The organism is Actinopolyspora mzabensis (assembly GCF_900101095.1).
Classification (GTDB): Bacteria; Actinomycetota; Actinomycetes; order Mycobacteriales; family Pseudonocardiaceae; genus Actinopolyspora; species Actinopolyspora mzabensis.
The window spans coordinates 44,913-67,533 of the sequence record NZ_FNFM01000003.1; the positions used below are offsets into that span (position 1 = coordinate 44,913).

The 22,621-nt window shown below is 66.7% G+C and carries 22 protein-coding genes; 11 read left to right on the forward strand and 11 right to left on the reverse strand.

The window, feature by feature from the left end; genetic code table 11:
• The first annotated feature begins 137 nt into the window (after positions 1 to 137).
• A complete protein-coding gene (locus tag BLR41_RS05370) occupies positions 138 to 941 on the forward strand; it encodes a cyclase family protein (protein ID WP_218119928.1) in 804 nt (267 codons plus the stop codon).
• A 169-nt stretch (positions 942 to 1,110) separates the two neighbouring features.
• On the opposite strand, the gene BLR41_RS05375 is transcribed toward BLR41_RS05370, so the two are convergent.
• Positions 1,111 to 2,880, reverse strand: coding sequence for a GGDEF domain-containing protein (locus BLR41_RS05375; protein WP_176797833.1), 1,770 nt, complete (start codon positions 2,878 to 2,880; stop codon positions 1,111 to 1,113).
• 358 nt (positions 2,881 to 3,238) lie between these two features.
• Between BLR41_RS05375 and BLR41_RS05380 the strand changes: the two genes are divergently transcribed.
• From BLR41_RS05380 to BLR41_RS05405, 6 genes are all read left to right on the forward strand, one after another.
• Positions 3,239 to 4,327 carry a sensor histidine kinase gene (locus tag BLR41_RS05380; protein WP_092626895.1) on the forward strand — a complete coding sequence of 363 codons (1,089 nt, stop codon included), beginning with the start codon at positions 3,239 to 3,241 and terminating at the stop codon, positions 4,325 to 4,327.
• The gene (locus BLR41_RS05385; protein ID WP_092626896.1) at positions 4,324 to 5,115 is read left to right on the forward strand and encodes a LytR/AlgR family response regulator transcription factor; all 792 of its coding nucleotides are present in this window, start codon (positions 4,324 to 4,326) and stop codon (positions 5,113 to 5,115) included. Before BLR41_RS05380 ends, BLR41_RS05385 begins: the two co-directional genes overlap by 4 nt.
• A 23-nt stretch (positions 5,116 to 5,138) precedes the next feature.
• A complete protein-coding gene (locus BLR41_RS05390; RefSeq protein ID WP_245693915.1) occupies positions 5,139 to 5,462 on the forward strand; it encodes a hypothetical protein in 324 nt (107 codons plus the stop codon).
• Positions 5,459 to 7,147 carry a sodium/solute symporter gene (locus BLR41_RS05395; protein WP_092626898.1) on the forward strand — a complete coding sequence of 563 codons (1,689 nt, stop codon included), beginning with the start codon at positions 5,459 to 5,461 and terminating at the stop codon, positions 7,145 to 7,147. The genes BLR41_RS05390 and BLR41_RS05395 overlap by 4 nt, the downstream gene beginning before the upstream one ends.
• Positions 7,148 to 7,331: 184 nt before the next feature.
• Complete coding sequence (locus BLR41_RS05400) at positions 7,332 to 7,676, forward strand: DUF485 domain-containing protein (RefSeq protein ID WP_092626899.1); 345 nt, start codon at positions 7,332 to 7,334, stop codon at positions 7,674 to 7,676.
• The gene (locus BLR41_RS05405; protein WP_092626900.1) at positions 7,673 to 9,289 is read left to right on the forward strand and encodes a solute symporter family protein; all 1,617 of its coding nucleotides are present in this window, start codon (positions 7,673 to 7,675) and stop codon (positions 9,287 to 9,289) included. Before BLR41_RS05400 ends, BLR41_RS05405 begins: the two co-directional genes overlap by 4 nt.
• Before the next feature lie 62 nt (positions 9,290 to 9,351).
• On the opposite strand, the gene BLR41_RS05410 is transcribed toward BLR41_RS05405, so the two are convergent.
• The 3 genes from BLR41_RS05410 to BLR41_RS05420 all read right to left on the reverse strand — a co-directional run bounded on the left by BLR41_RS05410 (position 9,352) and on the right by BLR41_RS05420 (position 12,274).
• The gene (locus tag BLR41_RS05410) at positions 9,352 to 9,720 is read right to left on the reverse strand and encodes a peptidase associated/transthyretin-like domain-containing protein (protein WP_092626901.1); all 369 of its coding nucleotides are present in this window, start codon (positions 9,718 to 9,720) and stop codon (positions 9,352 to 9,354) included.
• 260 nt (positions 9,721 to 9,980) lie between these two features.
• Positions 9,981 to 10,958, reverse strand: coding sequence for a helix-turn-helix domain-containing protein (locus BLR41_RS05415; RefSeq protein ID WP_092626902.1), 978 nt, complete (start codon positions 10,956 to 10,958; stop codon positions 9,981 to 9,983).
• 101 nt (positions 10,959 to 11,059) lie between these two features.
• Positions 11,060 to 12,274, reverse strand: coding sequence for a cobalamin-independent methionine synthase II family protein (locus tag BLR41_RS05420; RefSeq protein WP_092626903.1), 1,215 nt, complete (start codon positions 12,272 to 12,274; stop codon positions 11,060 to 11,062).
• A gap of 226 nt (positions 12,275 to 12,500) precedes the next feature.
• Here BLR41_RS05420 and BLR41_RS05425 point away from each other — a divergent pair, with 226 nt between their 5' ends.
• Complete coding sequence (locus BLR41_RS05425) at positions 12,501 to 13,589, forward strand: VIT1/CCC1 transporter family protein (RefSeq protein ID WP_245693916.1); 1,089 nt, start codon at positions 12,501 to 12,503, stop codon at positions 13,587 to 13,589.
• A 95-nt stretch (positions 13,590 to 13,684) separates the two neighbouring features.
• Here the strand turns inward: BLR41_RS05425 and BLR41_RS05430 are convergent, their stop codons facing one another.
• The 3 genes from BLR41_RS05430 to BLR41_RS05440 form a co-directional block, all read right to left on the reverse strand.
• The gene (locus BLR41_RS05430; RefSeq protein WP_176797834.1) at positions 13,685 to 14,101 is read right to left on the reverse strand and encodes a CBS domain-containing protein; all 417 of its coding nucleotides are present in this window, start codon (positions 14,099 to 14,101) and stop codon (positions 13,685 to 13,687) included.
• Positions 14,102 to 14,379: 278 nt separating this feature from the next.
• Entirely contained in the window at positions 14,380 to 15,528 is a 1,149-nt protein-coding gene (locus BLR41_RS05435; RefSeq protein WP_092626906.1) for a DUF1015 family protein, read from the reverse strand.
• Positions 15,525 to 16,550 carry an NAD(P)-dependent oxidoreductase gene (locus BLR41_RS05440; RefSeq protein ID WP_092626907.1) on the reverse strand — a complete coding sequence of 342 codons (1,026 nt, stop codon included), beginning with the start codon at positions 16,548 to 16,550 and terminating at the stop codon, positions 15,525 to 15,527. Before BLR41_RS05440 ends, BLR41_RS05435 begins: the two co-directional genes overlap by 4 nt.
• Before the next feature lie 397 nt (positions 16,551 to 16,947).
• Between BLR41_RS05440 and BLR41_RS23955 the strand changes: the two genes are divergently transcribed.
• Positions 16,948 to 17,352: an SRPBCC domain-containing protein gene (locus tag BLR41_RS23955; protein WP_425426884.1), complete on the forward strand. Its 405-nt coding sequence runs from the start codon at positions 16,948 to 16,950 to the stop codon at positions 17,350 to 17,352.
• Here the strand turns inward: BLR41_RS23955 and tnpA are convergent.
• Positions 17,238 to 17,657, reverse strand: a complete 420-nt coding sequence (gene tnpA / locus BLR41_RS05450) for an IS200/IS605 family transposase (RefSeq protein ID WP_092626909.1) — start codon at positions 17,655 to 17,657, stop codon at positions 17,238 to 17,240. The two genes, BLR41_RS23955 and tnpA, sit on opposite strands and share 115 nt — an antisense overlap.
• A gap of 15 nt (positions 17,658 to 17,672) precedes the next feature.
• Between tnpA and BLR41_RS05455 the strand changes: the two genes are divergently transcribed.
• Positions 17,673 to 18,902, forward strand: a complete 1,230-nt coding sequence (locus tag BLR41_RS05455) for an RNA-guided endonuclease InsQ/TnpB family protein (RefSeq protein WP_218119929.1) — start codon at positions 17,673 to 17,675, stop codon at positions 18,900 to 18,902.
• A gap of 41 nt (positions 18,903 to 18,943) precedes the next feature.
• Positions 18,944 to 19,201 (forward strand): SRPBCC domain-containing protein, encoded by a 258-nt coding sequence (locus BLR41_RS05460; protein ID WP_218119930.1) that lies wholly within the window; start codon positions 18,944 to 18,946, stop codon positions 19,199 to 19,201.
• 524 nt (positions 19,202 to 19,725) lie between these two features.
• Here the strand turns inward: BLR41_RS05460 and BLR41_RS05465 are convergent.
• The 3 genes from BLR41_RS05465 to BLR41_RS05475 form a co-directional block, all read right to left on the reverse strand.
• The gene (locus tag BLR41_RS05465) at positions 19,726 to 20,475 is read right to left on the reverse strand and encodes a hypothetical protein (RefSeq protein ID WP_092626911.1); all 750 of its coding nucleotides are present in this window, start codon (positions 20,473 to 20,475) and stop codon (positions 19,726 to 19,728) included.
• 390 nt (positions 20,476 to 20,865) lie between these two features.
• Complete coding sequence (locus BLR41_RS05470; protein ID WP_092626912.1) at positions 20,866 to 21,069, reverse strand: cold-shock protein; 204 nt, start codon at positions 21,067 to 21,069, stop codon at positions 20,866 to 20,868.
• Between the two features lie 380 nt (positions 21,070 to 21,449).
• Positions 21,450 to 22,475 carry an MBL fold metallo-hydrolase gene (locus BLR41_RS05475; protein ID WP_092627192.1) on the reverse strand — a complete coding sequence of 342 codons (1,026 nt, stop codon included), beginning with the start codon at positions 22,473 to 22,475 and terminating at the stop codon, positions 21,450 to 21,452.
• Between the last annotated feature and the right edge of the window lie 146 nt (positions 22,476 to 22,621).

Below are 22,621 nucleotides of genomic sequence, written 5' to 3' on the forward strand. Positions count from 1 at the left end.
GGGCACGGCCGGTACGATGTCCGATTCGGACACGCCGAGAGTGCTCAGTGAGCGCGCCTCGTCGTGACACGAGATCGGGCGATTGATCGACAGCTCCTCCGGAAGGGACGGATGGTTTGTTCGCACGGCGGAAACTGGTGAGCTGGAGTGCGGGGTTGGCTGCCTCGGTCGGTTTGGCGCGTTCCGCGCGGGCCGAGGCCGGTGGGGGAGGTCGCCGACCGGGTTTCGACCCGGGCGACATGAGGTTGGTGAACCTCTCGCACGTCAACGATCCGGAAACGACCAGTATCTATCCGGGGGACCCGGAATTCACCCTGAGCACCGTGGCCACGCTCGAACAGGACGGGTTCTACCTACAGTACGTGCAGGAGGGTGAGCACACCGGTACGCATTTCGGGGCCCCCTGCCACTTCAACGCGGGTGAACCCGGTGCCGACGAGTTGGACCCCGAGGATCTGCTGCTTCCGGCGGTCAAGATCGACGTTCGTCGCGAGTCCGAACGCGATCCCGACTACGCGGTCACGGTGGAGGACCTGTGGCGGTTCGAACGCCAGCACGGTCCGATTCCACGGAACGCCGCGGTGGTGCTGTGGACCGGCTGGCAGGAAAAATGGGGCACCCCGGCCTTCCGCAACCTCGATGAACAGGGCCGGATGCACCACCCGGGGTTCTCCCCCGAGGCGGTGAGTTGGCTGCTGGAAACCGGGCGGCTCGGTTACCGCGGTGCTCTCGGTACCGACACCTTCAGTCCCGATGTCGGAACGGACCACCAGTACCGGGTGTCGCTGATGTTGTATCAGCGGCACCGCATCAGTCTGGAGGTCTTGGCGAACCTGGAACGTCTGCCCACCACAGGCGGTTGGGTGTTGGCGGGCGGGCCCGCCCATCGCCACGGTTCGGGGGCCACGGCCACGGTGTTCGGGCTGTTGCCGAAACACTGATCCGGCGGAGGCGCTGATCTCCGGCAGGGGAGACGGCGGTTCTCCGACCGTCTCCCCGAAGTGCTCATCGGCCGCACGCTCGGGATCCGATCTCACCGCGCACGTCGGTAATCCTGTCCCGCTCCATGGTTCCGCCCGGAGAAGCCACTGCTTACGGGAACGGCGTGGATCAGTTGTGCAGCGACATCCCGTCGTCCGGAACAGTTGGGTCATCCGGAACAGCTGGGTCGGCCGGGGTGGCGTGGTCCTTCGCAACGGCGGGGCCCTCCTGCGCCGGGGGCTCATCCTGAGCGCAGTGGGCGTTTTCCGGTGGATCGTCGTGAATCGTCGGGTCGGCAGGGCTCACATCCTCTTCCGCCGGTTCCTCACCCGCCGGGTCGTCATCGGCAGGGACACTCCCGTGGAGTGATGTTTCGCCGCTCCGCTGTTTGCGGCGTTGTTTCGTGGCATACATCGCCGCGTCTGCCTGATGCAGCAGTGTCTGGGCCGAGATATCCTCGTGGACCGGACAGTGCACGATCCCGAGGCTGCCGCCTATCGTGTGCCTTCGACCTTCGACGGTGAAGGGGCGTTGCAGTGCCGCCAGCACCCTCCCGCCTACCAGTTCGGACTCCTGCCTGCGTTCCGTGTCGACCAGCACGGCGAATTCGTCCCCACCCAGCCGGGCCACGGTGTCGACTGTCCGGACGCATTCGCGGAGTCTGTCGGCCACGGCGCGCAACAGCGCGTCCCCCGCGGAGTGCCCGAAGGTGTCGTTGACCGTCTTGAAGCCGTCGAGATCCAAATACAGCAGTCCGAACGGATGATGCGTCCGGCTGTTGCGTGTGATGCTGTCGTGCAGTCTCTCGTAGAGCAGCGTCCGGTTCGCCAACCCGGTCAGCGGGTCGTGCGAGGCCTGGTGAGCCAGATCCTGCTGGGTGTTCCGCACCTTCTCCAACAGCTTGGCGTTGTCGATGAGAGTTACCAGCTGTCGCAGGACGACCAGTACGAACAACAGGAAAACCCCGACCACTTCGAGGTCGTCCGTTCCTGCTCCCAGCACGGTTTTCGCGGTCGTGTAGCAGGCCGCCACCATCAGCGGCAGATACGGCAGCATGAGATGCGCCCAGTCGACGGTTCGCTCCCGCCATTCGTGCGCGGACGCGGCTTCGTGATCGTCGGGGACGATCGCTGCCAGCGCGATCAGTGCCGGTCCCGCCACGAATCCCGCGTCGAACAGTGGGTTCATGCTGGCAGCCCCGCTGCTGACCAGGTAGGCGAAAATGCTGTCGGAGACCGACAGGGCGATCAGCCCCGAACCCAGCAGCAACAGCCGCAGGCTGTTGCGGGCCCGCCTGAAGGAGGCGAGCAATACGACGATCACCACGAGTACGAGATCGGTGACCGGATACGCCACCGCCACCACGAATCCCAGCGCGGTCGGCGCTCCCGAACGCACCACGGCGCCCAGTGCTGTCGCCCAGGTCAACAGGAACAGTGAGCCGGTGACGATCAGACCGTCCAGCACCAGGACGGTGCGGGTGCGAGCCGCCGCTCGGGAGGAGCGCGCCGTGATTCCCCGGACAGGTCGACCGTCCTCGGCGAACACCAACAGGGCGGGCAATGCGAACACCGGCAGGGTCAGAAACCCGACATCGGCCAGTGAGGGCGACGGCAACGGCGTGTCGGCGAAGGTGCGGAACCAGGCCCATACCGCCATGCCCGCCGTCCAGCCCGCGGTGCCGATCCCCAGCAGCATCCGCCAGTGCCGCTGACCGCCGTGGTGGCGCCGAGCTCGCCACCAGCACGCGATCGTCGCTCCACAACCACTGATCAGTTGGGCCACGTCGTCGACGATCAGCGCTGATTCCGCGGTGAGTACCCCGGAGCCCAGAACGGCGATCACAGCCACCAAGTAGCAGCACACCAGTGCCGACACCAGCGGAAAATATCTGGTCATCAATCCTCCGCCTGCGGCGAACGGGTCCGGAGATCGCGGCCGGCACATTTTACGCCCCGTCGCGATCATGAGAATACCTGTTACCGGATCAATTCGTGTGCGTCATACTGGATGGAATATTCCAATTGGCTGGAACCGTCGACTTCGGGTGCGTTCACCGGGGAGCGCAGAATCGTTACGAGCCGAGATTCCGTCCGGAATCGCCTTTCCAGCCGTTCCCGACAGGCGCTACCGTCTCACCTTCGGGAGGGACAGCACGACCGGGGCCTCGGTGGCCGAGTCCGATGAACATCTTTCGGATAGCGGTGGCCGAAGCACTAGGATCCGGCGGGCCGTCTCGACAGTGCTAGGAGCGTTCATGGCCGTGCCCGCCGATCGAGCACCAGGTTTCGCAGGCCCCGGGGTCGGGTGGTCGGCTCCCGATCCGATGACCAGCGTGGCCAGGGCGCACCGTATCGCTAGGAACCTCAGGGAAGGTCTGAGCGGCACCGGGGTCAAAGCGGCCGCGCGGGATCTTCGACGACTGCTTCGTGCCCGGGCGGTGGTGCTGACCGGGTTGTCCGGCGAATGGGTGCAGGCAGGAACTCCGAACGACCCGCAAGGCGCGGCGAAGTTGATCGACAAGGTGCTGCACACCGAGACGCGCCAAGGCCGCCCGCCGCTGACCGCCGTTCCGCTCCACTCGAGCGCGGAGCTGGTGGGGGTTCTGCTGGTCAGCGGTCGTGTCTCGGGGTCCGCGGTGAGTCGGGCCGGAGAGTGGATCGAGGACTCGTTGGAACGCGGCAGGTTGGAAAGCACCGCCCAGCAGGCGGCGCGTTCCGAGCTGCGTGCGTTGCGTTCCGAGATCTCCCCGCATTTCGTCTACAACGCGTTGACCGTGATCGGCTCGCTCATCCGCTCCGAGCCCGATCGTAGCCGTGAGCTCGTGCTCGATTTCGCCGATTTCATCCGCTACGGGCTCGCACGAAACCGTGAGTACGCCACCGTTTCCGACGAGTTCCACGCCATCGAGACCTACCTCGCGCTGCAGCGTGCGGTGCTCGGTAGCCGACTGCGGGTGCAGATCCGGGTGGCACCCGACGTGCTGGCCGTGTCCGTGCCCTACCTGGTACTACAGCCCCTGGTGGAGAACGCGGTGCGGCACGGGATCCAACCGGCTTTCGTCGGGGACGACGGGGCCGGCCTCGTGCAGGTCTCCGGTGAGGCGGCCGGAAGTGATCTGGTGATCAGTGTGGAGGACGACGGAGTGGGAATGGATCCGGCCGAGGCGGAGGAGATACTGGCCGGTCGTGGTTCCGAGAACAGCGTTGGGCTGGCCAACGTGGATCGCAGGTTGCGATCCATCTACGGTGCCTGGTACGGCCTGGTCCTCGAGACCGCGCGAGGGGCGGGGACGAAGGTGATTTTCCGGGTTCCCATGTTTCAACCCGGAGTGGTGCCGCGATGACACGAGGACTTCGCGTGCTGGCTGTCGACGACGTTCGCCCCGCTCTGGACGAACTCCGCGAGATGCTGCGGGCCGCTCCCGAGGTCGCCGAGGTTACGGGAGCGGATGAGGCGTTGGCGGCGCTGAAACTGATCCAGAGCGACCGGTTCGACGTGGTCTTCCTGGACATATCGATGCCGGGACTCGACGGCATCGAACTCGCCTCGCTGTTGACCAAGCTGAGTTCACCGCCGGTGATCGTGTTCATCACGGCCTACGACGGGCACGCAGTGACGGCCTACGACATCGGTGCCGTTGACTACCTGCTCAAACCGGTGCGGGCCGAACGGTTGGCAGCGGCACTGGCCAAGGTGAGCAGGGTGGTGTCCTCACCCGGCGACGCCACCGGTTCGGAGCAGGAGGTGCAGGCGACCGACGCGATGCCCGCGCTGCCGGTGGAAACCGCCGGGCGCACCAAGTACGTGCGCCGGGGCGACGTGCGTTTCGTCTCCGCCGATGGGGACTACGTCCGCCTGCACACCCCGTCCGGGGAGCACGTGGTGCGGATGCCCATCTCACGGCTGGCGGAGTACTGGTGCTCGGCCGGTTTCCAACGGGTGCACCGCAGCTTTCTGGTCGCGCTGCAGGCGGTGCTGGAACTGCGTAGCGACTCCGCGGGCGGTCTCGTGGCACACACCGAGATCGGTGATGTCCCGGTCAGTAGACGGCACGCGCGTGAACTGCGCGAGAAATTGTTGCATCAAGCGCAACGGGTCGAGTTGGACAGTGCGTCTCGGGGAGGCCGATGAGCGAGGGTAAACGAGTTCCGGTCATGAGCCCCCAGACCCGCATGGCTCGTGTCCGACGGGTTTCACGGACCCACTGGAGCGCGCCGCCGCTGGGGACAGCCGAACTCGAACGGGCCGCCCAGCTCTACCGTGCCCAGCGGTTTCACGGGGCGATCACGTTGTCCGGGCTGGTGCTGCTCGTGTTCGGTCTCCCCCTGGCGCAGGTCTACCTGCCGGTGGTCTCCACACTGCGTGTGGCCGGGATTCCGGCCTCCTGGTTGATCCCCGTGCTCGTCCCCTTCCCGGCGATGGTGCTGCTGGCGTGGCGGCAGTTGCGGCGAGCCGAGCGGCTGGAGCGGCACCGATGACAGTGGCGGTACTGGCGGTGGCCCCGGTGGTGCTGCTCACCCTGTTCGTCGGAGTGCGCGGCGTCGCCGCGATGCGAACCACCTCGGATTTCCTGGTCGCTTCCAGACAGGTCTCGCCGCTGCTGAATTCGGCCGCCGTCTCCGGTGAGTACCTCTCGGCCGCGTCGTTTCTGGGGATCGCGGGCATGATGGTCAAGGACGGCCCCGGCGCCCTCTGGTACCCGGTCGGATTCACAGCCGGTTACGTGGCGATGCTGGTGCTGGTCGCCGCCCCCATGCGGCGTTCGGGAGCGTTGACGGTCCCCGACTTCGCCGAGGCCCGGTTGGCCTCCACCGTGCTGCGCAAGCTGACGGCCGTGGTGGTGCTGCTGATCGCGGTGCTTTATCTGGTGCCGCAGTTCCGCACTGCGGGGCTGGTGCTCAGTGCGGTCAGCGCCACCCCGTACTGGGTCGGAGTCGTCGTAGCCGGGGGCGTCATCAGCGTCACCCTGGCGCTCGGCGGTATGCGGGCGGCCACCTATGTGCAGGCGGTGCAGTTCTGCCTGAAGCTGTTGCTGTTCACCGTGCCTGCCGTGTGGTTGACGGTGCACGCCGGAGCCGAGGTGCGGCAACAGGCGTTACAGCCCGTGGAGTTCGAACGGTTCGAGGAACGGACCCGGGTGGAGTTCCGCATCGGGGTCACCTTCCGGATCACCGAGCCGACGCGAATTCACCGGCCGGGGGGTGGTGCCCGTGTGCTGCACCCGGGCACGCACCAGGTGCGGGCGGGCCGGACTCTCGTCTTCCCGGCGGGAGAGCCCGTTCCGCACGTCGGTTCCGGTGGTCGTCCGGGAGGAGAACGATGGCAACGTCCGTTGCTGGACGTCGCCGATGCCGGACATCCGCTGTTCGGCACCTGGGCCGTACTGATCGCCACCATGTTCGGCACCATGGGGCTCCCGCACGTGGTGGTTCGGTTCCACACCACCCCGGACGGGGCGGCCGCGCGTCGTACCGCTGCTCTCACAGTGGGGCTGCTGAGCGTGTTCTACCTGTTTCCCGGCGTATACGGTGCGCTGGGCAGGGTGCTGCTGCCGCGGCTCTACCTGTCCGGCGGGACGGACACGGTGGTGGTGGCGTTGCCCGCGCGAGTGGACACCGGTTGGGCGGGAACGTTGTTCACCGTGTTGTTGACCGGTGGTGCGTTCGCGGCGTTCATGGCCACCTCGTTGGGGTTGTTGCTGGTGCTCGCGGGAGCCGTCTCGCACGATCTCGCGCCCGGAGGTCTGGGACGCCTGCGCGGTACCGCGCTGCTCGCCGCCGCGGTGGTCATCCTGCTGGCGCTGTTCGCGGCTCCGCTGGAGACCAATATTCTGGTCACCTGGGCGTTCACGCTCGCGGCGGCGACCTTCTGCCCGTTGCTGGTGCTGGGGATCTGGTGGTGGCGGCTAACGGCGGCGGGCGCTGTCAGCGGCGTGCTGCTCGGACTGCTCGGCTCCTCGGCCGGAATCGTGGTGACGCTGTTCGGTCCGGAGCTGAGTGGCTGGTGGGCGATTCTGCTGGCTCAACCGGCGCCGTGGGTGGTGCCGCTCGCCTTCGGCACGATGGTGCTGGTCTCACTGCGAAGCGGATTCTCCCCGCGGGCGAGGTCGGCCATGCTGCGGCTGCATCTGGATCAACGAACCACGCCGGACTCCGGACGGTAAGGATCGGCGACTGATTCCGCGTCGCCTGCGTCGTGTTCTCGGAAAGCGCCTCGTTCGTCTCGTTCGCAGCCCCGCTCATCCACCGCTCGTCGCACGGTTCGCCCATTCGTCCCACGTGTCTCCCCAACACGACGCGCTCTTCCTACTGTGCCTTGAGTCACTCTTTCGTGTGAGGAGGTCGCTCGTGACGACCGATGAGTCCGAGTCCCGTGACCCGACGGTCGAACAGTGGAAGGAGGCCCACGCCAGCGCGGACTTCGTGGCTCTGCGCCGCAGGTTGCGCGGTTTCGTCTTTCCCGTGGCCGTGCTGTTTCTGAGCTGGTACCTGCTGTACGTGTTGCTCGCCGACTACGCCCACGGGTTCATGTCGATCAAGCTCGTCGGCAACATCAACGTTGGTCTGGTGCTGGGACTGCTGCAGTTCGTGTCCACCTTCGTGATCACCGGAATCTACGTGCGGTTCGCGAACCGGCGGCTCGATCCGGTGGCGGGCAGGATCCGTGAGGAGATCGAGGGGAGGTCGGAATGACCCAGTTGGCGCAGAGCGGTGGGCTGCAGGGCAGCAATCCCGTCATCAACATCAGCATATTCGTCGCTTTCGTCGTCGTTACCCTGGTCGTGGTGTTACGTGCCAGTCGCACCACCAAAACCGCCTCGGACTACTACGCCGCCGGGCGCGCGTTCTCCGGCCCGCAGAACGGGATAGCCATCTCCGGCGACTACCTGTCCGCGGCGTCCTTCCTCGGAATCGTCGGTGCCATCGCGCTGTACGGCTACGACGGTTTCCTGTACTCGATCGGCTTCCTCGTGGCGTGGCTCGTCGCGCTGCTGCTGGTCGCCGAACTGCTGCGCAACACCGGCAAGTTCACCATGGGTGACGTGCTCGCTTTCCGGATGCGCCAGCGCCCGGTGCGGGCGGCCGCCGCGACCTCGACGCTGGCGGTGAGCTTCTTCTACCTGCTGGCCCAGATGGCCGGGGCCGGAGTGCTGGTGTCACTGCTGCTGGGAATCAGCAACCCGGTCGGCGTCAGCCTGGTGATCGCCGTCGTCGGCGTCATCATGATCATTTACGTGCTCGTCGGCGGTATGAAGGGGACGACCTGGGTACAGATCATCAAGGCGGGCCTGCTGATAGCCGGTGCCGGCGCGATGACCCTCTGGGTGCTCGCCAAGTACGGTTTCGACTTCTCGGCTCTGCTGCAGGGAGCCGTGGACAAGGCCGGTGCCGACGGGCAGCGACTGCTCGAACCGGGGGCGAAGTACGGTACCTCCGAGATCAGCAAGTTGGACTTCCTGTCGTTGGGCCTGGCACTGGTGCTCGGCACGGCAGGTCTGCCGCACGTACTGATGCGGTTCTACACCGTTCCGACCTCACGGGAAGCGCGTCGTTCCGTGGTTTGGGCCATCTTCCTGATCGGGCTGTTCTACCTGTTCTCCCTGGTGCTCGGCTACGGCGCGGCCGCCATGGTCGGACCGGAGACGATCAGCCAGGCCCCGGGGGCCTCGAACTCCGCTGCACCGCTGTTGGCCCAGGCGTTGGGTGGTCCGGTGCTGCTGGGCTTCATCTCCGCCGTGGCCTTCGCGACCATCCTCGCGGTGGTGGCGGGCCTGACGATCACGGCGTCCGCCTCCTTCGCGCACGACATCTACGCCAACGTCATCAAGAAGGGCGAGGTCTCCGACAAGCAGGCGGAGGTCCGCGTCGCACGGATCACCGCCGTGGTGATCGGTGCCGTGGCCATCGTCGGCGGCATCCTCGCCCGCAACCAGAACGTGGCGTTCCTGGTGGCCCTGGCGTTCGCGGTCGCCGCCTCGGCGAACCTGCCGACGATTCTCTACTCGCTGTTCTGGAAGCGGTTCAACACCACCGGCGCGTTGTGCAGTATCTACGGCGGCCTGGGCATCGCGATACTGCTCATCGTGTTCTCACCCGCGGTGTCCGGCAGTGAGACAGCCATGCTCAGCGGCGTGGACTTCCAGTGGTTCCCGCTGGAGAACCCCGGTCTGGTCTCCATCCCGGCTTCGTTCTTCCTCGGTTGGCTCGGCACCGTGCTTTCCGGCGAACACGACGAGGCCAAGTACGCCGAGATGGAGGTACGTTCCCTGACCGGTGCCGGAGCGGAGAAGGCCTCCTCGCACTGATCGAGTCTTCCGGCGGGGTCGTCCGAGCGCTCACCTCGGACGACCCCGCCGGAAAACGGTGTTCAGCCCGGTGGCCGTGCTCCCGGCGGCATTCCACCCGGCGGCGGGGTCGCCTCCGGGTGGATGCCCAGTACGATCGAGGCGCTGATCGTCGGTCGGACGAATCCGGCCGGTACCCGTCCGATGTCCAACTGCGTCATCGAGCCCTCGTCACCCGAGCTGTACAACAGGTCCTCGGCGTTGGTGGTCCGGGGAACGTTGTTGTGCGAACACGGTTCGGTGCGGACGAGTCGTTCGTTGAATTCACCCGGAAAGTAAAGCTGGCCGGTGTGCGAGCTGTTCCCGCCTCGCCAGCCGCCGTCCTCGCGGTGCCCGCCGGTGATCGTCTTGACGCGGATGTGCGTGGTCCGCCTCCGATACCAACCGGGCACGATGCGGCGGAAGTTCGCGACACCGTGTCGATGTCGGCAGCCTTCACCCGTGCCCGCGCGGTTCCCGTGGCGAGCGTGCCGATTCCCAGCCCGCCGAACGCGGCGAGAGCGGTGCGACGTGTCGTGCCGGAATTCCACTGGGTCGCTTCGTACTCCTCGCCGGAGTGTCGTTCCGTCATGCCGGGCGATGTAAGCGAGGATGCTCGTTCTCCGTGGCGGAGTGGACCACGAATTCGTGTTCTCCGAGGCGGTTTTCCGCTTCACAGCTGGAACCACGTGAACGTGTTGGTGCCGCGCCGTTGCCGTGACCAGCGGTGCAGTTCCGACGCGAACACGGTTAGCGGTGACCGTCCGTCTGAGACGCCGGAGGTGCTGATCGGTGTGAAGTAGCGCTCCACCAACCGCAACCACAGCTCCTTGTCCGGTGTGAAGTGCAGGTGCAGTCCCGAGTGTTGCTCCTGCCAACGCCGGATCGCCTCGATCTTGCGAGTTCCGTGACCGTGACAGATCAGGTGGAGGTCGAGGTTCTGGAATTTTCGGTTCTCCAGATTGCGCAGAAACCGCACCAGACTCCCCGAATCGTCGTTTCCGGTGGATTGGGAGAGACGATTCGCCAGCTCCGTACGCAGCACCACGTCGTGGTCACCGGGAGCGGGTGGGAAAACCCTGCCCGCACCGTGGTCGGGATCGTGACTCTCGTCGAAGGCCATGACCATGATCGACTCCGGCGGAGCCAGGTAGAGGGCCGTCCGGGCAGCGTTACTGGTGGCTTCGTTCGTTCGACCGGTTTGCGCGGTGCTGACGCCGAGCCGGTACAGAATCCGCATCGCCGAGGAGGGGGACACCCCGGCTCGGCTGGACAGCGCGCGCTTGGTCCACCTGATTCCGTTCGGCGGTGGTTCGGTCAGTACCGCTTCGAGGATCGTCTGTACCTGTTCCTCCGAGATCGACCGTGGCGCCCCCGAACGGGGCCGGTCCTGCAACGCCGCGAGTCGTCCCCTCCGGAAGCGTCGCCGCCACTTGCCGACCACCTGGGCGGAAACTCCGATTCCGCGAGCAACGCTCGCGTCGGACAGGCCGTGTGCGCAAGCAAGCACGATACGACAGCGCAGCGCGACCGCCTGGGAGGTGGACGGCAGTCTCGTCCAACGAACCAACCATTCCCGTTCCGCTTCCGAGAGTGACAGCGCATTCCGGGAGCCGGGGGTGTTCATCATCGGCGATGCTAGGCGAATCATCCGCTCTCGGAAACGGTTCCGAGGTTTCCGTGCCCGAACGTCGCAACCGCGACACCTTCCTCCGCGACGGTGACGGAGGAAGTGCCGCGGCTGTCGTGCACTCAGGGCCACAGACGTTCGGTCGCCAGTTCCGCGCCGCTTGCCAGTGCCTCCAGTTTCGCCCAGGCCAGTTGCGGATGGACCCGGCCGCCCAGCCCACAGTCCGTGGAGGCCACGACTCGCTCACGCCCCACGCATTCCGCGAACCGCACGATGCGGTCGGCGACCAGTTCCGGATGCTCGACCACGTTGGTCGCGTGGCTGACCACACCGGGCATGATCAGTTTGTCGTCCGGCAGAGTGACATCCTGCCAGACCTTCCACTCGTGCTCGTGCCGGACGTTGCCCGCCTCGAACGAGTAGGCCCGCACATCGATCGAGAGCAGGAGGTCGACGAGATCGCGCATCGGCAGATCAGTGGTGTGCGGGCCGTGCCAGCTGCCCCAGCACAGGTGGAACCGGATACGGTCCTTCGGCAGATCACGGATCGCATGGTTGAGCGCCTCCACACGGCGCATGGTGAACCGCTTGTAATCCGCCACGGACGGCTCGGGGTTGATCTGGTCCCAGTTCTCCGCGATGGCGGGATCGTCGAGTTGCAGGATGAGACCGGCGTCGATGATCGCCTTGTACTCCTCGCGCATCGCCTCCGCACAGGCGTAGAGGAACTCCTCCTGGCTGTCGTAGTACTCGTTGTCGATTCGGGAACAGCTCGCGGGTGCGATCGCTGTCATGAAGCCCTCTTCCAGGCCGTTGGCCTCCAGCGCACGTTTGAATCTCGCGATGTCTGCGTTGATCGCCTCGTGACCGACGTAGGTCAGTGGTCCCCGGCACACGGGGAAGTTCATCGGACTGGTGGAGACCTCCACACCCGAAGTCGGGTCCGCGTAGGCTTCGGCGAACCCGACACGGTCCCGTCGATTCCCGAAGCTGGTCAGGGCCACTTCTTCGGTGGCTCTCGCTCCCTCGTGGGTCGTCTCGAACAGCGGGGCATCGGCGAGTTCCAGCCCCCCGAGCCGTTGGAACGAGTACGACCACCAGGCCCCGTAGTCCACCCGCTGACTCACCGATTTGCCGAACTCCCCGTCCCCGACCAGGTCGACTCCGGCACTCCGTTGCCGCCCCACCAGTTCGGTGACGGCCTGGTTCACTCCGCTGTGAAACTGTTGCTCATCGATACCGCCCTCGGCACGGGAGCGGTTGAGCTCGATGAGTGCGTCCGGACGTGGCAGGCTTCCGGCCTGGGTGGTAAGGATTCGGTCTGTACTCGAACGCATGGCTGCGCTCCTCCGCTCGGGGCTACTGCGAGCGCCATGCTTACCCCGGAACCCCGAATCGGCAACCGTGCTGGTTACCGTGCCGTGGGCGTGCCACGTCCGGCCAGCGCGGTGAGGTCGCTGCGTACGAACTTCCGGTCCGGACCGGAACTTCTCGTCGAACGTACCGGCTTCCGGTTCCGGCTTCGACCGGCCCGATTCCCCGAGGGGTGGCATCCTCGAAGCAGTGTCCGAGCAGCCAGCCGCCGACAGGCAACCCCCTCCCGCCGCGAAACTACGGGCCTGGCGCAGGATGCTGGCCGACGAACGAGCCGAGGCCACCGTTTACCGCGAGCTGGCCGAGCGCAGACGCGGCACGGAGCGGGAGATCCTGTTGCGGTTGGCCGAGGCCGAGCATCGTCACGCCGAGCACTGGCGGCGCCTGCTCGGGGAGTACGTCGGCGAGCCGCGCCGCGCTACGTTCCGAATGCGAGTGTTGGCCTTCCTCGCCCGCGGCTTCGGATGGATCTTCGTGCTGGCGCTGGTGCAGCGCGCCGAAACCCGTTCCGACTACGAGTCCACTGCCGACGCCACCGAAGCCATGGCCGCCGACGAGCGTGTGCACGGCGAAGTGGTGCGCGCGCTGGCCGCACAGGGGCGGGCGCGGATGTCCGGAACGTTGCGGGCGTCCGTTTTCGGCATCAACGACGGCCTGGTAAGCAATCTCGCCCTGGTGCTCGGTGTGATCGGCGGGGGAGCCGGCACCACTCTGGTGGTGCTGACCGGGTTGTCCGGGTTGTTGGCCGGGGCGCTGTCCATGGCCGCGGGGGAGTTCGTGTCCGTGAGCTCGCAGCGAGAACTCATCGCGGCGGGAAAGCCCGACGCCACGGCGGACGGTGCGGTGCCGTTACTGGATGTGGACGCCAACGAACTCGCCCTGGTTTACCGGGCACGTGGTATGTCGGCCGCGGAGGCCGAACAGCGGGCCGAGATGATGCTGCGTCGCCCCGGCTCGGAACAGTATCCGGCTGGGGAGGAGGACGACGGTGGGGAAGTGGTCGGCAGTGGGACGAAAGCCGCCGCCTCCAGTTTCACGGCCTTCGCCGTCGGGGCCCTGTTGCCGGTACTGCCGTTTCTCCTCGGACTTCACGGTTTGCTCGCCATGCTGGTCGCCGCGGCGTTGAGCGGGGCGGCGCTGCTGCTAACCGGAGCCACGGTGGGAGTGCTGTCCGGGGGCGCCCCGCTGCCGCGCGCCCTGCGTCAGCTGGGTATCGGAGCCGGTGCCGCGGTGATGACCTTCCTGCTGGGCCTGGTGTTCGGGGTGACCGTTTCCTGACCCCGTTCGGGCGAGGTCCGGTATCCCTCGCGCGAGTCACCAAGGGGACGTTCCCGGCAACGTCCGTGTGCCGGGTTCACGGGCCCTCGCCCGGTTCACGCCTCGGAGAGGGACTCGACCAACTCCCCGACCCGGGGTTCCGGCATGGTGCGTGCCATGTCGGCGACCGTGACCATGCCCACGAGGCGCTGTCCGTCGATCACGGGAAGACGCCGGATCCGGTGCTCGTTCATGACGCGCATCGCCTCGTCGGTGGAATCGTCGGCACCGATCGTGACGGCCTCCTGCTGGTTGAGATCGCCCGCCGGGAACGTCCCGGCGTCCCGACCCTCGGCCACCACTTTGATCACGATGTCCCGGTCGGTGACCATGCCCTTGATCCTGTCGTCCTTGCCGCAGATAGGAAGTGCGCCGACCCCGAGACGGGCCATGAGCCGCGCGGCGTCGGCCGCGGTCTCCTCGGTGCGCACACAATCGGCTCCCGGATGCATGATTTCTCGTACCGTGCTCATCACTCACCTCCGCTGTTTCTCGCCGGGTGCTCCGGGACACTTCCCGCCCGGCGACATCACGATGTCCTTCTCGAGTGTTTCCCGGCGTGGGGTGGCTCAAACGCCCCAGCCGCATCCGGCAGCCCTTGGGTGAGCGAGCAAGTGAGGGCACACCCATCCCCGGTGGGGATCGTCGTGTCGTGTCGATCACGCCGAAACGGCTTCCTGATCGGTTCCGCCAGTGGCGGCGTTCGCTGCTTGTCGTGTCGACCGGCCCGAGCGCCGAGCCGGGATCGGAGCTAACGCAGCTCGCGAGCGAAAAGCCCGGCGACGGCCTTCGGGTCGAACCAGGTCGATTTCGGCGGCATCACCGACCCCGAGTCGGAGACTGCCATGACCTGTTCCACTGTGGGCGGGTGCGGCACCAGACAGATCGCGTTCCGGGAGGAGCACCAGCACTTTCCCCCGCCGTCGGGACTCTCACCGTGCTGGCCGTTCGGATCGACGATACGCGAGACGGCAGGCAACAGCTGCTCGTCCAGCAGCACGGCGTCCAGGCCCGCCCGCACCTGGTTCGGCCCGGTGGGCGAGCGCAGCCGAAGCCGGAAACACCGGTCGTTGAGGCGGAGTAGCACCACTCCCGGTGCCGGATTGGTCGTGGCGGTCGAGGTGCATTCCTCGGTCCGCGTGACCACCGGCAACTCCGCCAGCCGTTCGAGTACCCACGCCGTCGACAGCTCGCGGTGCGCGGGCAGGCAACGATGATAACCGAGAATGCGCATCTGGCTGCTGGGAAACAGTGCGGCCAATGTGAACGCGCGCGGGTCCTCCTCCGTGGAGTGCCGGTGTGACCGGCCGTTCCGCTCGGCGACCGCCATCCGGTGGTGGCCGTCAGCGATGTAGACCGCCGGAACACTCGCCAGTTCCTCCCGCACCGTCCTGGCCAACAGGGTGTCCTGCCGCAGCCACACACTGTGGCGAACCCCGCCGGCGGCATCCGCCTGGAGGTCTGGTTCCCCTTCGGTCACTCCGTTGAGGAGCTCACCCAGATACGGCCGGTCCGGATGCGTGAGCGTCACCGGCATCTGTTCGACACCGCTCGCCTCGGTGAGCTGCGCTATACGGTGTTCCCGGTCGGGCCTGGTGGCCTCGTGGCGGCGGATCCTGCCCGCTCGGTAGTCGTCGAGCGAGACCTCGAGGACCACGCCGGTCTGCTGGTGCCTGCCCGCACGCAGTCGGTAGACCACCACGGTGGGCCGTGGGGGACGGGTGTAGCCGCCACCGTCGAGCAGGCGCCTCACCCGCTCGGGCTCGATGGAGCCGTCCAGCGGGGCGGCGTCTTGCTGCTCGAGCACGAGGAGACGGGGGTAGCGTACCGTGATCCCGCCGGAATGGTGATCGCTGTTCCGAGGGACGGTGGTGGTGCGCTGGATGCGCGGGGCGTTCATGAGACACCGCCGGAACGTGCCGACACGGCCGCGTCTCCGGCCCGCTCGGATGGTGGGAACTGTTCGTTGACACAGTGCAGCACGGTGCCCGCCCGAAAAGCCCCGATCATGTGTACCACTTCGTCGGCCACGGCTTGCTGGGCCTGCTCGGTGGAGGCCCCGATGTGGTGCGTGCCGTACACGTTGGGGTGAGCCGCCAGGCGGGACGTGATCTCTCCCGTCCCGCCCTCCGGCTCGTCGCGGAACACGTCGATGCCCGCCCGGACGCCCCGGCTTTCCATGGCCTCGAGCAGCGCGTCCTCGTCGATCAGCTCGCCCCTGGAGGTGTTCAACAGGATCGTTCCCGGTCCCATCCGGGCGAGCAGATCGCGGTCGACGATGTGGTGGGTCGCCTCCGTCAACGGCAGGTGCAGGGACAGCACGTCACAGGTCTGCGCCAGTTCGTGCAGGTCGGTGACGAGTTCGATTCCGAGCGCCTCGGCGCGTTCCCTCGTCTGCCGATCCCGTTCCGGGTTGTTCAGGGCGTACACGTGGGTGCCGAACGCCACGGCTCGCTCCGCGAAGCGCAAACCGATACGCCCGAGCCCCAGCACCCCCACCCGACGGCCGTGGATACCCCGGGCACGCGAGTAGCGTCGTTTGTTCCAGTGGCCGGCGCGCAGCTCGGCGACGTTGTCGGCGATGTTGCGGTCCAGCGCCAGCAGCAGGCCGAATGCCAGCTCGGCGACGGCCACCGCGTTGCGTCCCGGGACGTTGCAGACGTGAATCCCGAGTCGTGAGGCGGCCGCGCTGTCGATCGTGTTGGTGCCGGATCCGGCCCGGATCACCATCCGGAGCGCGTCGCCCGCTTCCAGGGTCTCGGCGGCGACCGGAGTGCTGCGCACGACGAGGACCTCGGCGCCGCCCAACGTCCCGCGCAGCTGTTCGGAGTCGAGATCGGGCTGGTACACGCACTCGTGTCCGAGTCGGGAGAGCTCGGCCAGGGAGGTTTCCGGGAAGGTGTCTGCGACGAGAATCCGCATCGATGGCTCCCTTGCGATCGGTGGACCGCCCCGGTGGTTCCCCGGTTTCGCCGAGGGCAACCGCACCAGTGGCACCTCAACAGCGCAGTGTCACGAACGATAGCACCTTGTTGCTTATTGCGCACCGAATTGCTTATAATGCAATGTTGGCTTTCCGGGGGAGGAGCGTCAACAGCTGTCGGGCGAGCCGTGCGTACAACTCGCCCGACAGCGTGAAGATCACGTACCGCTCACTGGCCTCGGAGCGGTCGGCGATCGCGCGGGGGCCTGGAACCGCAACCACGATTGCCACCCGCCACACAGTGCGATCACGTCGCCGATCGGGCATTCCTGGGTGAGGAGATTCGGACCGGGCCGTGCGAGGAGATCGACCATGTCGGATACCGAGATCACCGTGATGCCGGGCAGGCAGGACATCGTGTTGAGCAGGGTGTTCGAGGCGCCGCGCGACATCGTCTTCCGTGCTTGCACCGAACCGACGCTGGTACCCCGCTGGTGGGGACCCCGCCACTACAACACCACGGTGGAACGTGACGACGTCGTCACCGGCGGAAGCTGGTGCTACCTCAGCCGTGACGAGCAGGGGACCGAGTACCGCTTTCACCGGGCGAACGTAGTGTGGATGCCTCGCCCTTCAGGGCGGGGAGGAAGCGCATCAACTTCCCGCTCAACCGGCCCAGCGGTGGCCTACACAACCGGCCGCGCCTGCTGCTCGATGTACTGCCGCACCACCGAGATCGGCGCCCCGCCGACTGACCCGGCGAAGTACGAGCCGGACCACAGACGGACACCTTTCCAGTAGGCGAACCGCAGATCCTCGAACTCCTTGCGCAGCATCCGTGACGAGACGCCTTTCAAGCTGTTGACCAGCTTCGATACCGCGACCTTCGGCGGGAAGTTGACGAGCAGGTGCACGTGGTTGGCCTCGCCGTTGAACTCTTCGAGCTCGGTCTCGAAGTCCTCGCACACCTGCCGCATGACCTCGTGCATCCGCCGCAGGTGCGTGTCGGTGAAGACCGGGTGCCGGTATTTCGTGACGAAAACCAAGTGCGCGTGCATCGCGAAAACCACATGTCGACCAGTGCGGAAGTCCCCATCTGTACCCATAAACCAAATGCTACAATGATCGGCATGGACATGACACCGCAGGAAACAGACACCGCCAGTGCGCGGTACCTGTTCCGCCTGCGCGTGTCCAACACCGCCGAGAAGCAGCTCCGCGAGGAGTGGGGACGCTGCCGGTGGGTATGGAACGAATGCGTAGCCATGTCCCGCAAGGTCTATCGCGACAACAAGGCCACCGGGGCGGACGACACGTGCGGCCCGGCCTGGCTGGACAAGCTTCTGACCGAAGCGCGGCAGGCAAACCGGTGGCTGCGTGAAGGTGCGACAGTGCCGCAGCAGCAGACCATCCGCGACTTCGGGAAGTCTCGCGCGAAAGCACTCAAGGACATCAAGGCCCGCTTGCCGATGAAGCAGCGCGCCGGAATGCCCCGGATCAAGCGGGACAAGGACACCCGCCCCAGCTTGGCCTACACCAAGCGCGGCTTCCGCGTGAAGGACGGGCGTCTGTACCTGGCGGGCGGGATCGAGCTGACCGTGGTCTGGTCCCGCGACCTGCCGTCCGAACCGTCGTCGGTGCGGGTGTATCAGGACAACCTCGGGCACTGGTACGCGTCGTTCGTCGTACAGGTCGCCGCCGAACCGCTTCCGGGAGCCGGCCGAGCGATCGGTATCGACTGGGGCTTGACCGAAACCGCCACCACCACCGAGGGCGCCTACGATCTGCCGCACGCCCAGCACGGCAAACGCGCTCAGCAGCGTCTCGCGCACTACCAACGCCAGATGTCGCGGCGTGAGCGCCCACGGAACAAGCCGCAAACCAAGGGTTACCGCAAGGCGCAACGCCAAGCGGCGAAAGCGCACAAGAAGGTCGCCCGTCAGCGGCAGGACACCGGCCGTAAGTGGGCGAAGAGTGTTGCCCGCCACCACGACCAGATCGCCGTGGAGGACTTCAAGCCGAAGTTCCTCGCCAAGACCACAATGGCCCGCAAGGCCGCCGATGCCGCGATCGGCGCGACCAAGACCGCGTTGGTCGAGCAGGCCCGTAAGCACGGGCGGGACCTGCGGTTGGTGGACCCGAAATACACAACGATGGACTGCGCGCACTGCGGGGCGAGAGCCAAGCACCGCCTGCCGCTGTCAGAACGAACGTTTACCTGCACCGCGTGCGGAGCCTCATCCCCGAGGGACAAGAACTCCGCACGCGTGATGCCGGTCCGGGCTGGTTTCACCCCGGCTGATGTTGAGGGCGTGAGACCCGGTCACCTGCTGCGTGACCGGGCTGCCTGAGTCAGGAATCCCCCGCCTTCAGACGGGGGAAGATTCAAGGCGTGTACCACGACATCACCCCACCGCATCGGATAGTGGCCACCTTCGAGTACGAGGGGATGCCCGGACACGTATCACTCGAAACCGTGACCCTCTGGGAGAACGAGGCGGGGACGACCCGCTATGTGGGGATCTCGGTGTTTCAGTCCGTGGCCGACCGTGACGGGATGGTTCAGAGCGGTATGGAAGAAGGGGCACGGGAGGGGATGAGCCGGCTGGCGGAGGTGATCAGAGTGTTGCGGGAGCGCACCGAATGGTGAGTTCTCCCTGCTCCGGGGCAAGCCGCCCACGGTACGTCGACCGGTGGCTTATCGGCGCGAGCTCCGAATTCCAGGCCGGAGTGAGTAGATCGGGAGTGCGTGTGGTCGCGCTCGCCGTGGCAGCAGGGCAGGCTCGCCCCGAAGTCGGTCCCCACTGTGGCGACCACGGCGCGCGAGACGCCTCGCGGTGCTCAGCTGGGGAGCATGTTCCTGCGAGAGGTCGGCACGACGAGCACGTGCACGTGCCCTCCGGCCGGGTGAAGGCCTCGGTAGTCCGGGGTGGTCATGGATGACCGTGGCACGGTGCTCGGTGCGGGGAGGTGATCAGTCTGTGCGGCTCTGTTACCAGCTACCGGCTCTCCCCGGCCTACGGGCAGCAACAGCGGCAGTAGGCGAGAGCGCGACCTACCGGGAAACCCAGTCCAGCGCCGATCTCGTCCGGAAGCGTGAAAGCGGCGGTGCTATCCGATCGTGCCTCCCGGGGAATGCGCTGAACTCACCACGCCGCCGCAGCGGGACGCGCTTCAGGCAGGCAGCGGTTCCCCCACGATCTCGGAACAGGCCAGCCCGTCGCTGACGGCCGGTGAGCCGCTGAGGCCGAGCGCCTGCTGTTGTTCGAGATCGACGCAACGCACGGCGGAGCCGTTCACCAGCAGCGGAGCCATCCCTCGTGCGGCAGCCGTGTAAGCGAGCACGCGTTCGGGGCTTCGGCCGTTCTCCAGTGCGATCGAGGCGGAGTCGTGCAGTCGTACCAGTCGGTAACGTTTGCCCCGGCCTTCACACCGGTCGAGCACTCGGCGCTGCTCCGCGGTGGCGTACCAGATCGTGTGCTGCTCGGTGACTCCCGAGGCAGCGGCGAGTACGGCGGGACGTTGGCCGTCGCGGGGCCGCAGTCCCGAGGACCAGACCGCCGCCATGCCGTCGCACTCCGCGCGCAGCACGACCGCCGGGCCGGTCAGTGACAGATTCCGGCGCAGCCACCCGATCTTCTCCGGGCAGGCGTTGGATCCGTATGCGAGTACCGGGCGCCGTTGCCGCAGTGGTTCGGCACCGTGCTCGGCCAACCATCGGTCCAGACAGGGTTCCGTACGGGTTCCGGTGCGCACTCGCCATCCCGAATCGGTCGTGGAATCGGGCAGCAGGGGGTATCCCACCCCGTCGAGGTGAACGAAGGAGCAGTCGGGGCGCGTTCCGGGGTAGGGATGCTCGGGGTAGTCGGTCTCGGCGAACGGTTCGGTGGCGGTGGATCGGGGAAGTAGGTGGGGGACGGTCATCGGTCGCCCACCTTGGCAGTCGAGCAGAGCACACGCTGCGATCGCCGTCACATTCAGCGGGGTTCAGAGCCTGTGATGTGACGAGTTTTTCAGCCAGCGTGTCCGGTTCGCGGCGAGTTTCACCGAATGTCCGGATCCACTCTCGGCCGTTCGGCCCTTCCCTGCGGGGGTTGAGCGGTGCTCCGAAGGTGCCGACGCCTCGCGAAGAACCTCGCGTGCGCCTAGGATGCTCGGTCCCGGCCGAGTGGAAGGCACCCGCTCGTACGCTTCGAGGGCCCGTTCCGGGCGGTCGGCGTGGCGCCGGGCCGAGATCGAAAACGAACGGGGCCCGCTCACAGCGAAGTGAGCGGGCCCCGTCGTATGTTTATTCGCGGGCTCGAAAGCTCGAGATCAGAGCGCGCGCACGGTGTCGGCCTGCGGGCCCTTGGCGCCCTGGCTGACCGTGTACTCCACCTGCTGCGCCTCGTCCAGCGTGCGGAAGCCCGGTGCGTCGATCGCGGAGTAGTGCACGAAGACGTCCGGTCCGCCGTCGTCGGGAGCGATGAAGCCGAAGCCCTTCTCCGAGCTGAACCACTTGACGGTTCCCTGTGGCATGGCTGTCTCCTTTCGGGAGCTGACTAGGTCACCGGCGACCGTCCCGTACGGTCACCAATGGTCGTGGATCTCAGACGGCGCCTACTCCAGCTACACCAAAGACAGCTGCTCGCCCGCACCAACTATCTGCGAACGTGCTCTAACACGACTCCAGAAAAACGACCGAGGCTCATCATACACGCCTCGACGGCGGGGTGCAGCACTCACGTGGCAACTGATCGAAAAGTCCGGGTGGCCGGCTCGGGTGCGGCGATGAGCGCGGAGAGCGGGGCCTTCCACCGGTGTGGTGATCGGGCGGACCGATCGACGGTACCGGAGTTCCCGACGGTTTCGTCCCCATTGCACATCGCGGGGCGGTGCCGCGTACCTCGTTCCCGGCCTCAGTTCGCGGTGTAGTGGGCCACGCCCTCCACCAGCTCGACATCGAGTCGTCCCCACTCCGTGAGCAGCTGCAGATGCGCCGCCGTTTCGAGTATCGCCAACGTGCGGTTGAACGTGTCGAGCTCGTCCAAGGCGTATCCGTGCCTGGTCCAGGTCAGCGCCCGTGCCGTCTGATATGCGGTTTCGGCTCCCCCGGTTACCGCGTTGGCCATGGTTGTCAGCCGCCGTTCGTGGTGCCGCAGCAGCTCGTCGACCCGGGAGTGCACGCTCGATCCGGCGGGTCCGTGAGCAGGTAGCATCCGCGCGTCCGGCAGCGAGCGGGTCAGCCGTAGCGAGTCGAGGAAGTCCCGCAGCGGTACCGGCCCGGGGGCCTGCTCCAGTGCGACGGAAGGAGTGATGTGCGGCAACACGTGATCGCCGGTGAACATCAGTCCCTCGGTCTCGTCGAGGAACACCACGTGGCCGCGGGTGTGGCCCGGGGTGGGCACCACGCGTAACGATCGCTGTTCCAGCTCGATCAGGCTCGACGCGTCGAGCCACTCGTCGGGTTCCTGCCAGGTTTCCTCCGGTGGGAGCGCGTCCGGCGTGCCGAACTCGGCTTCCAGCGCGTCGACGACGTTCTTGGCGCCGCACTCCAGCAGTTGTTCCCGTTGCCTGCGCATCGGGACGTGATCGGAAGCCATCAGGCACCGCAGGTTGGCGCGTTCGGCTGCTCCGAGAGCGACTCGGCAGCCGGTCTCCTCTCGCAGCGTCACCGCCTGGGTGTAGTGGTCCCGATGGACGTGGGTGACGAGAACGCGGGCTATGTCGCCGAGTTCCGCCCCCAGGGTCTCGAGCGCTTCGGCCAGCTGGTTCCGGGACTCCTCCAGTGCCCATCCCCCGTCGATCAGGGTGACGGTGGAGGTGTCACGAATCGCGTAGACGTTCACCGCGCGCAGCCCGTCCCCGGGCATCGGCAGTGGAATTCGGTGTACTCCCGGGGCGACCTCGTGGACCCCCGGCTCCGTCCAATCCGCACTCGACATGCTCACCTCCACGACGCCAACCTGTGATCGGGCAGGCATACCACGCGGTCGGTAATCGATCGAGTGGGTGCGACACAGCTCACCAACCGTGGGGTGGGCGATTGGGTCGACGCCACGAGCCCCGCGGAAGTGAACGTCCGTCGGGC

Excerpts from the sequence above, each read along its gene's own strand:
- BLR41_RS05375 (WP_176797833.1), bottom strand. The coding sequence starts at position 2,880 with ATGACCAGATATTTTCCGCTGGTGTCGGCACTGGTGTGCTGCTACTTG.
- BLR41_RS05380 (WP_092626895.1), top strand. The coding sequence starts at position 3,239 with ATGGCCGTGCCCGCCGATCGAGCACCAGGTTTCGCAGGCCCCGGGGTC.
- BLR41_RS05385 (WP_092626896.1), top strand. The coding sequence starts at position 4,324 with ATGACACGAGGACTTCGCGTGCTGGCTGTCGACGACGTTCGCCCCGCT.
- BLR41_RS05390 (WP_245693915.1), top strand. The coding sequence starts at position 5,139 with ATGAGCCCCCAGACCCGCATGGCTCGTGTCCGACGGGTTTCACGGACC.
- BLR41_RS05395 (WP_092626898.1), top strand. The coding sequence starts at position 5,459 with ATGACAGTGGCGGTACTGGCGGTGGCCCCGGTGGTGCTGCTCACCCTG.
- BLR41_RS05405 (WP_092626900.1), top strand. The coding sequence starts at position 7,673 with ATGACCCAGTTGGCGCAGAGCGGTGGGCTGCAGGGCAGCAATCCCGTC.
- BLR41_RS05415 (WP_092626902.1), bottom strand. The coding sequence starts at position 10,958 with ATGATTCGCCTAGCATCGCCGATGATGAACACCCCCGGCTCCCGGAAT.
- BLR41_RS05420 (WP_092626903.1), bottom strand. The coding sequence starts at position 12,274 with ATGCGTTCGAGTACAGACCGAATCCTTACCACCCAGGCCGGAAGCCTG.
- BLR41_RS05430 (WP_176797834.1), bottom strand. The coding sequence starts at position 14,101 with ATGAGCACGGTACGAGAAATCATGCATCCGGGAGCCGATTGTGTGCGC.
- BLR41_RS05435 (WP_092626906.1), bottom strand. The coding sequence starts at position 15,528 with ATGAACGCCCCGCGCATCCAGCGCACCACCACCGTCCCTCGGAACAGC.
- BLR41_RS05440 (WP_092626907.1), bottom strand. The coding sequence starts at position 16,550 with ATGCGGATTCTCGTCGCAGACACCTTCCCGGAAACCTCCCTGGCCGAG.
- BLR41_RS23955 (WP_425426884.1), top strand. The coding sequence starts at position 16,948 with ATGCCGGGCAGGCAGGACATCGTGTTGAGCAGGGTGTTCGAGGCGCCG.
- tnpA (WP_092626909.1), bottom strand. The coding sequence starts at position 17,657 with ATGGGTACAGATGGGGACTTCCGCACTGGTCGACATGTGGTTTTCGCG.
- BLR41_RS05455 (WP_218119929.1), top strand. The coding sequence starts at position 17,673 with ATGATCGGCATGGACATGACACCGCAGGAAACAGACACCGCCAGTGCG.
- BLR41_RS05465 (WP_092626911.1), bottom strand. The coding sequence starts at position 20,475 with ATGACCGTCCCCCACCTACTTCCCCGATCCACCGCCACCGAACCGTTC.
- BLR41_RS05470 (WP_092626912.1), bottom strand. The coding sequence starts at position 21,069 with ATGCCACAGGGAACCGTCAAGTGGTTCAGCTCGGAGAAGGGCTTCGGC.
- BLR41_RS05475 (WP_092627192.1), bottom strand. The coding sequence starts at position 22,475 with ATGTCGAGTGCGGATTGGACGGAGCCGGGGGTCCACGAGGTCGCCCCG.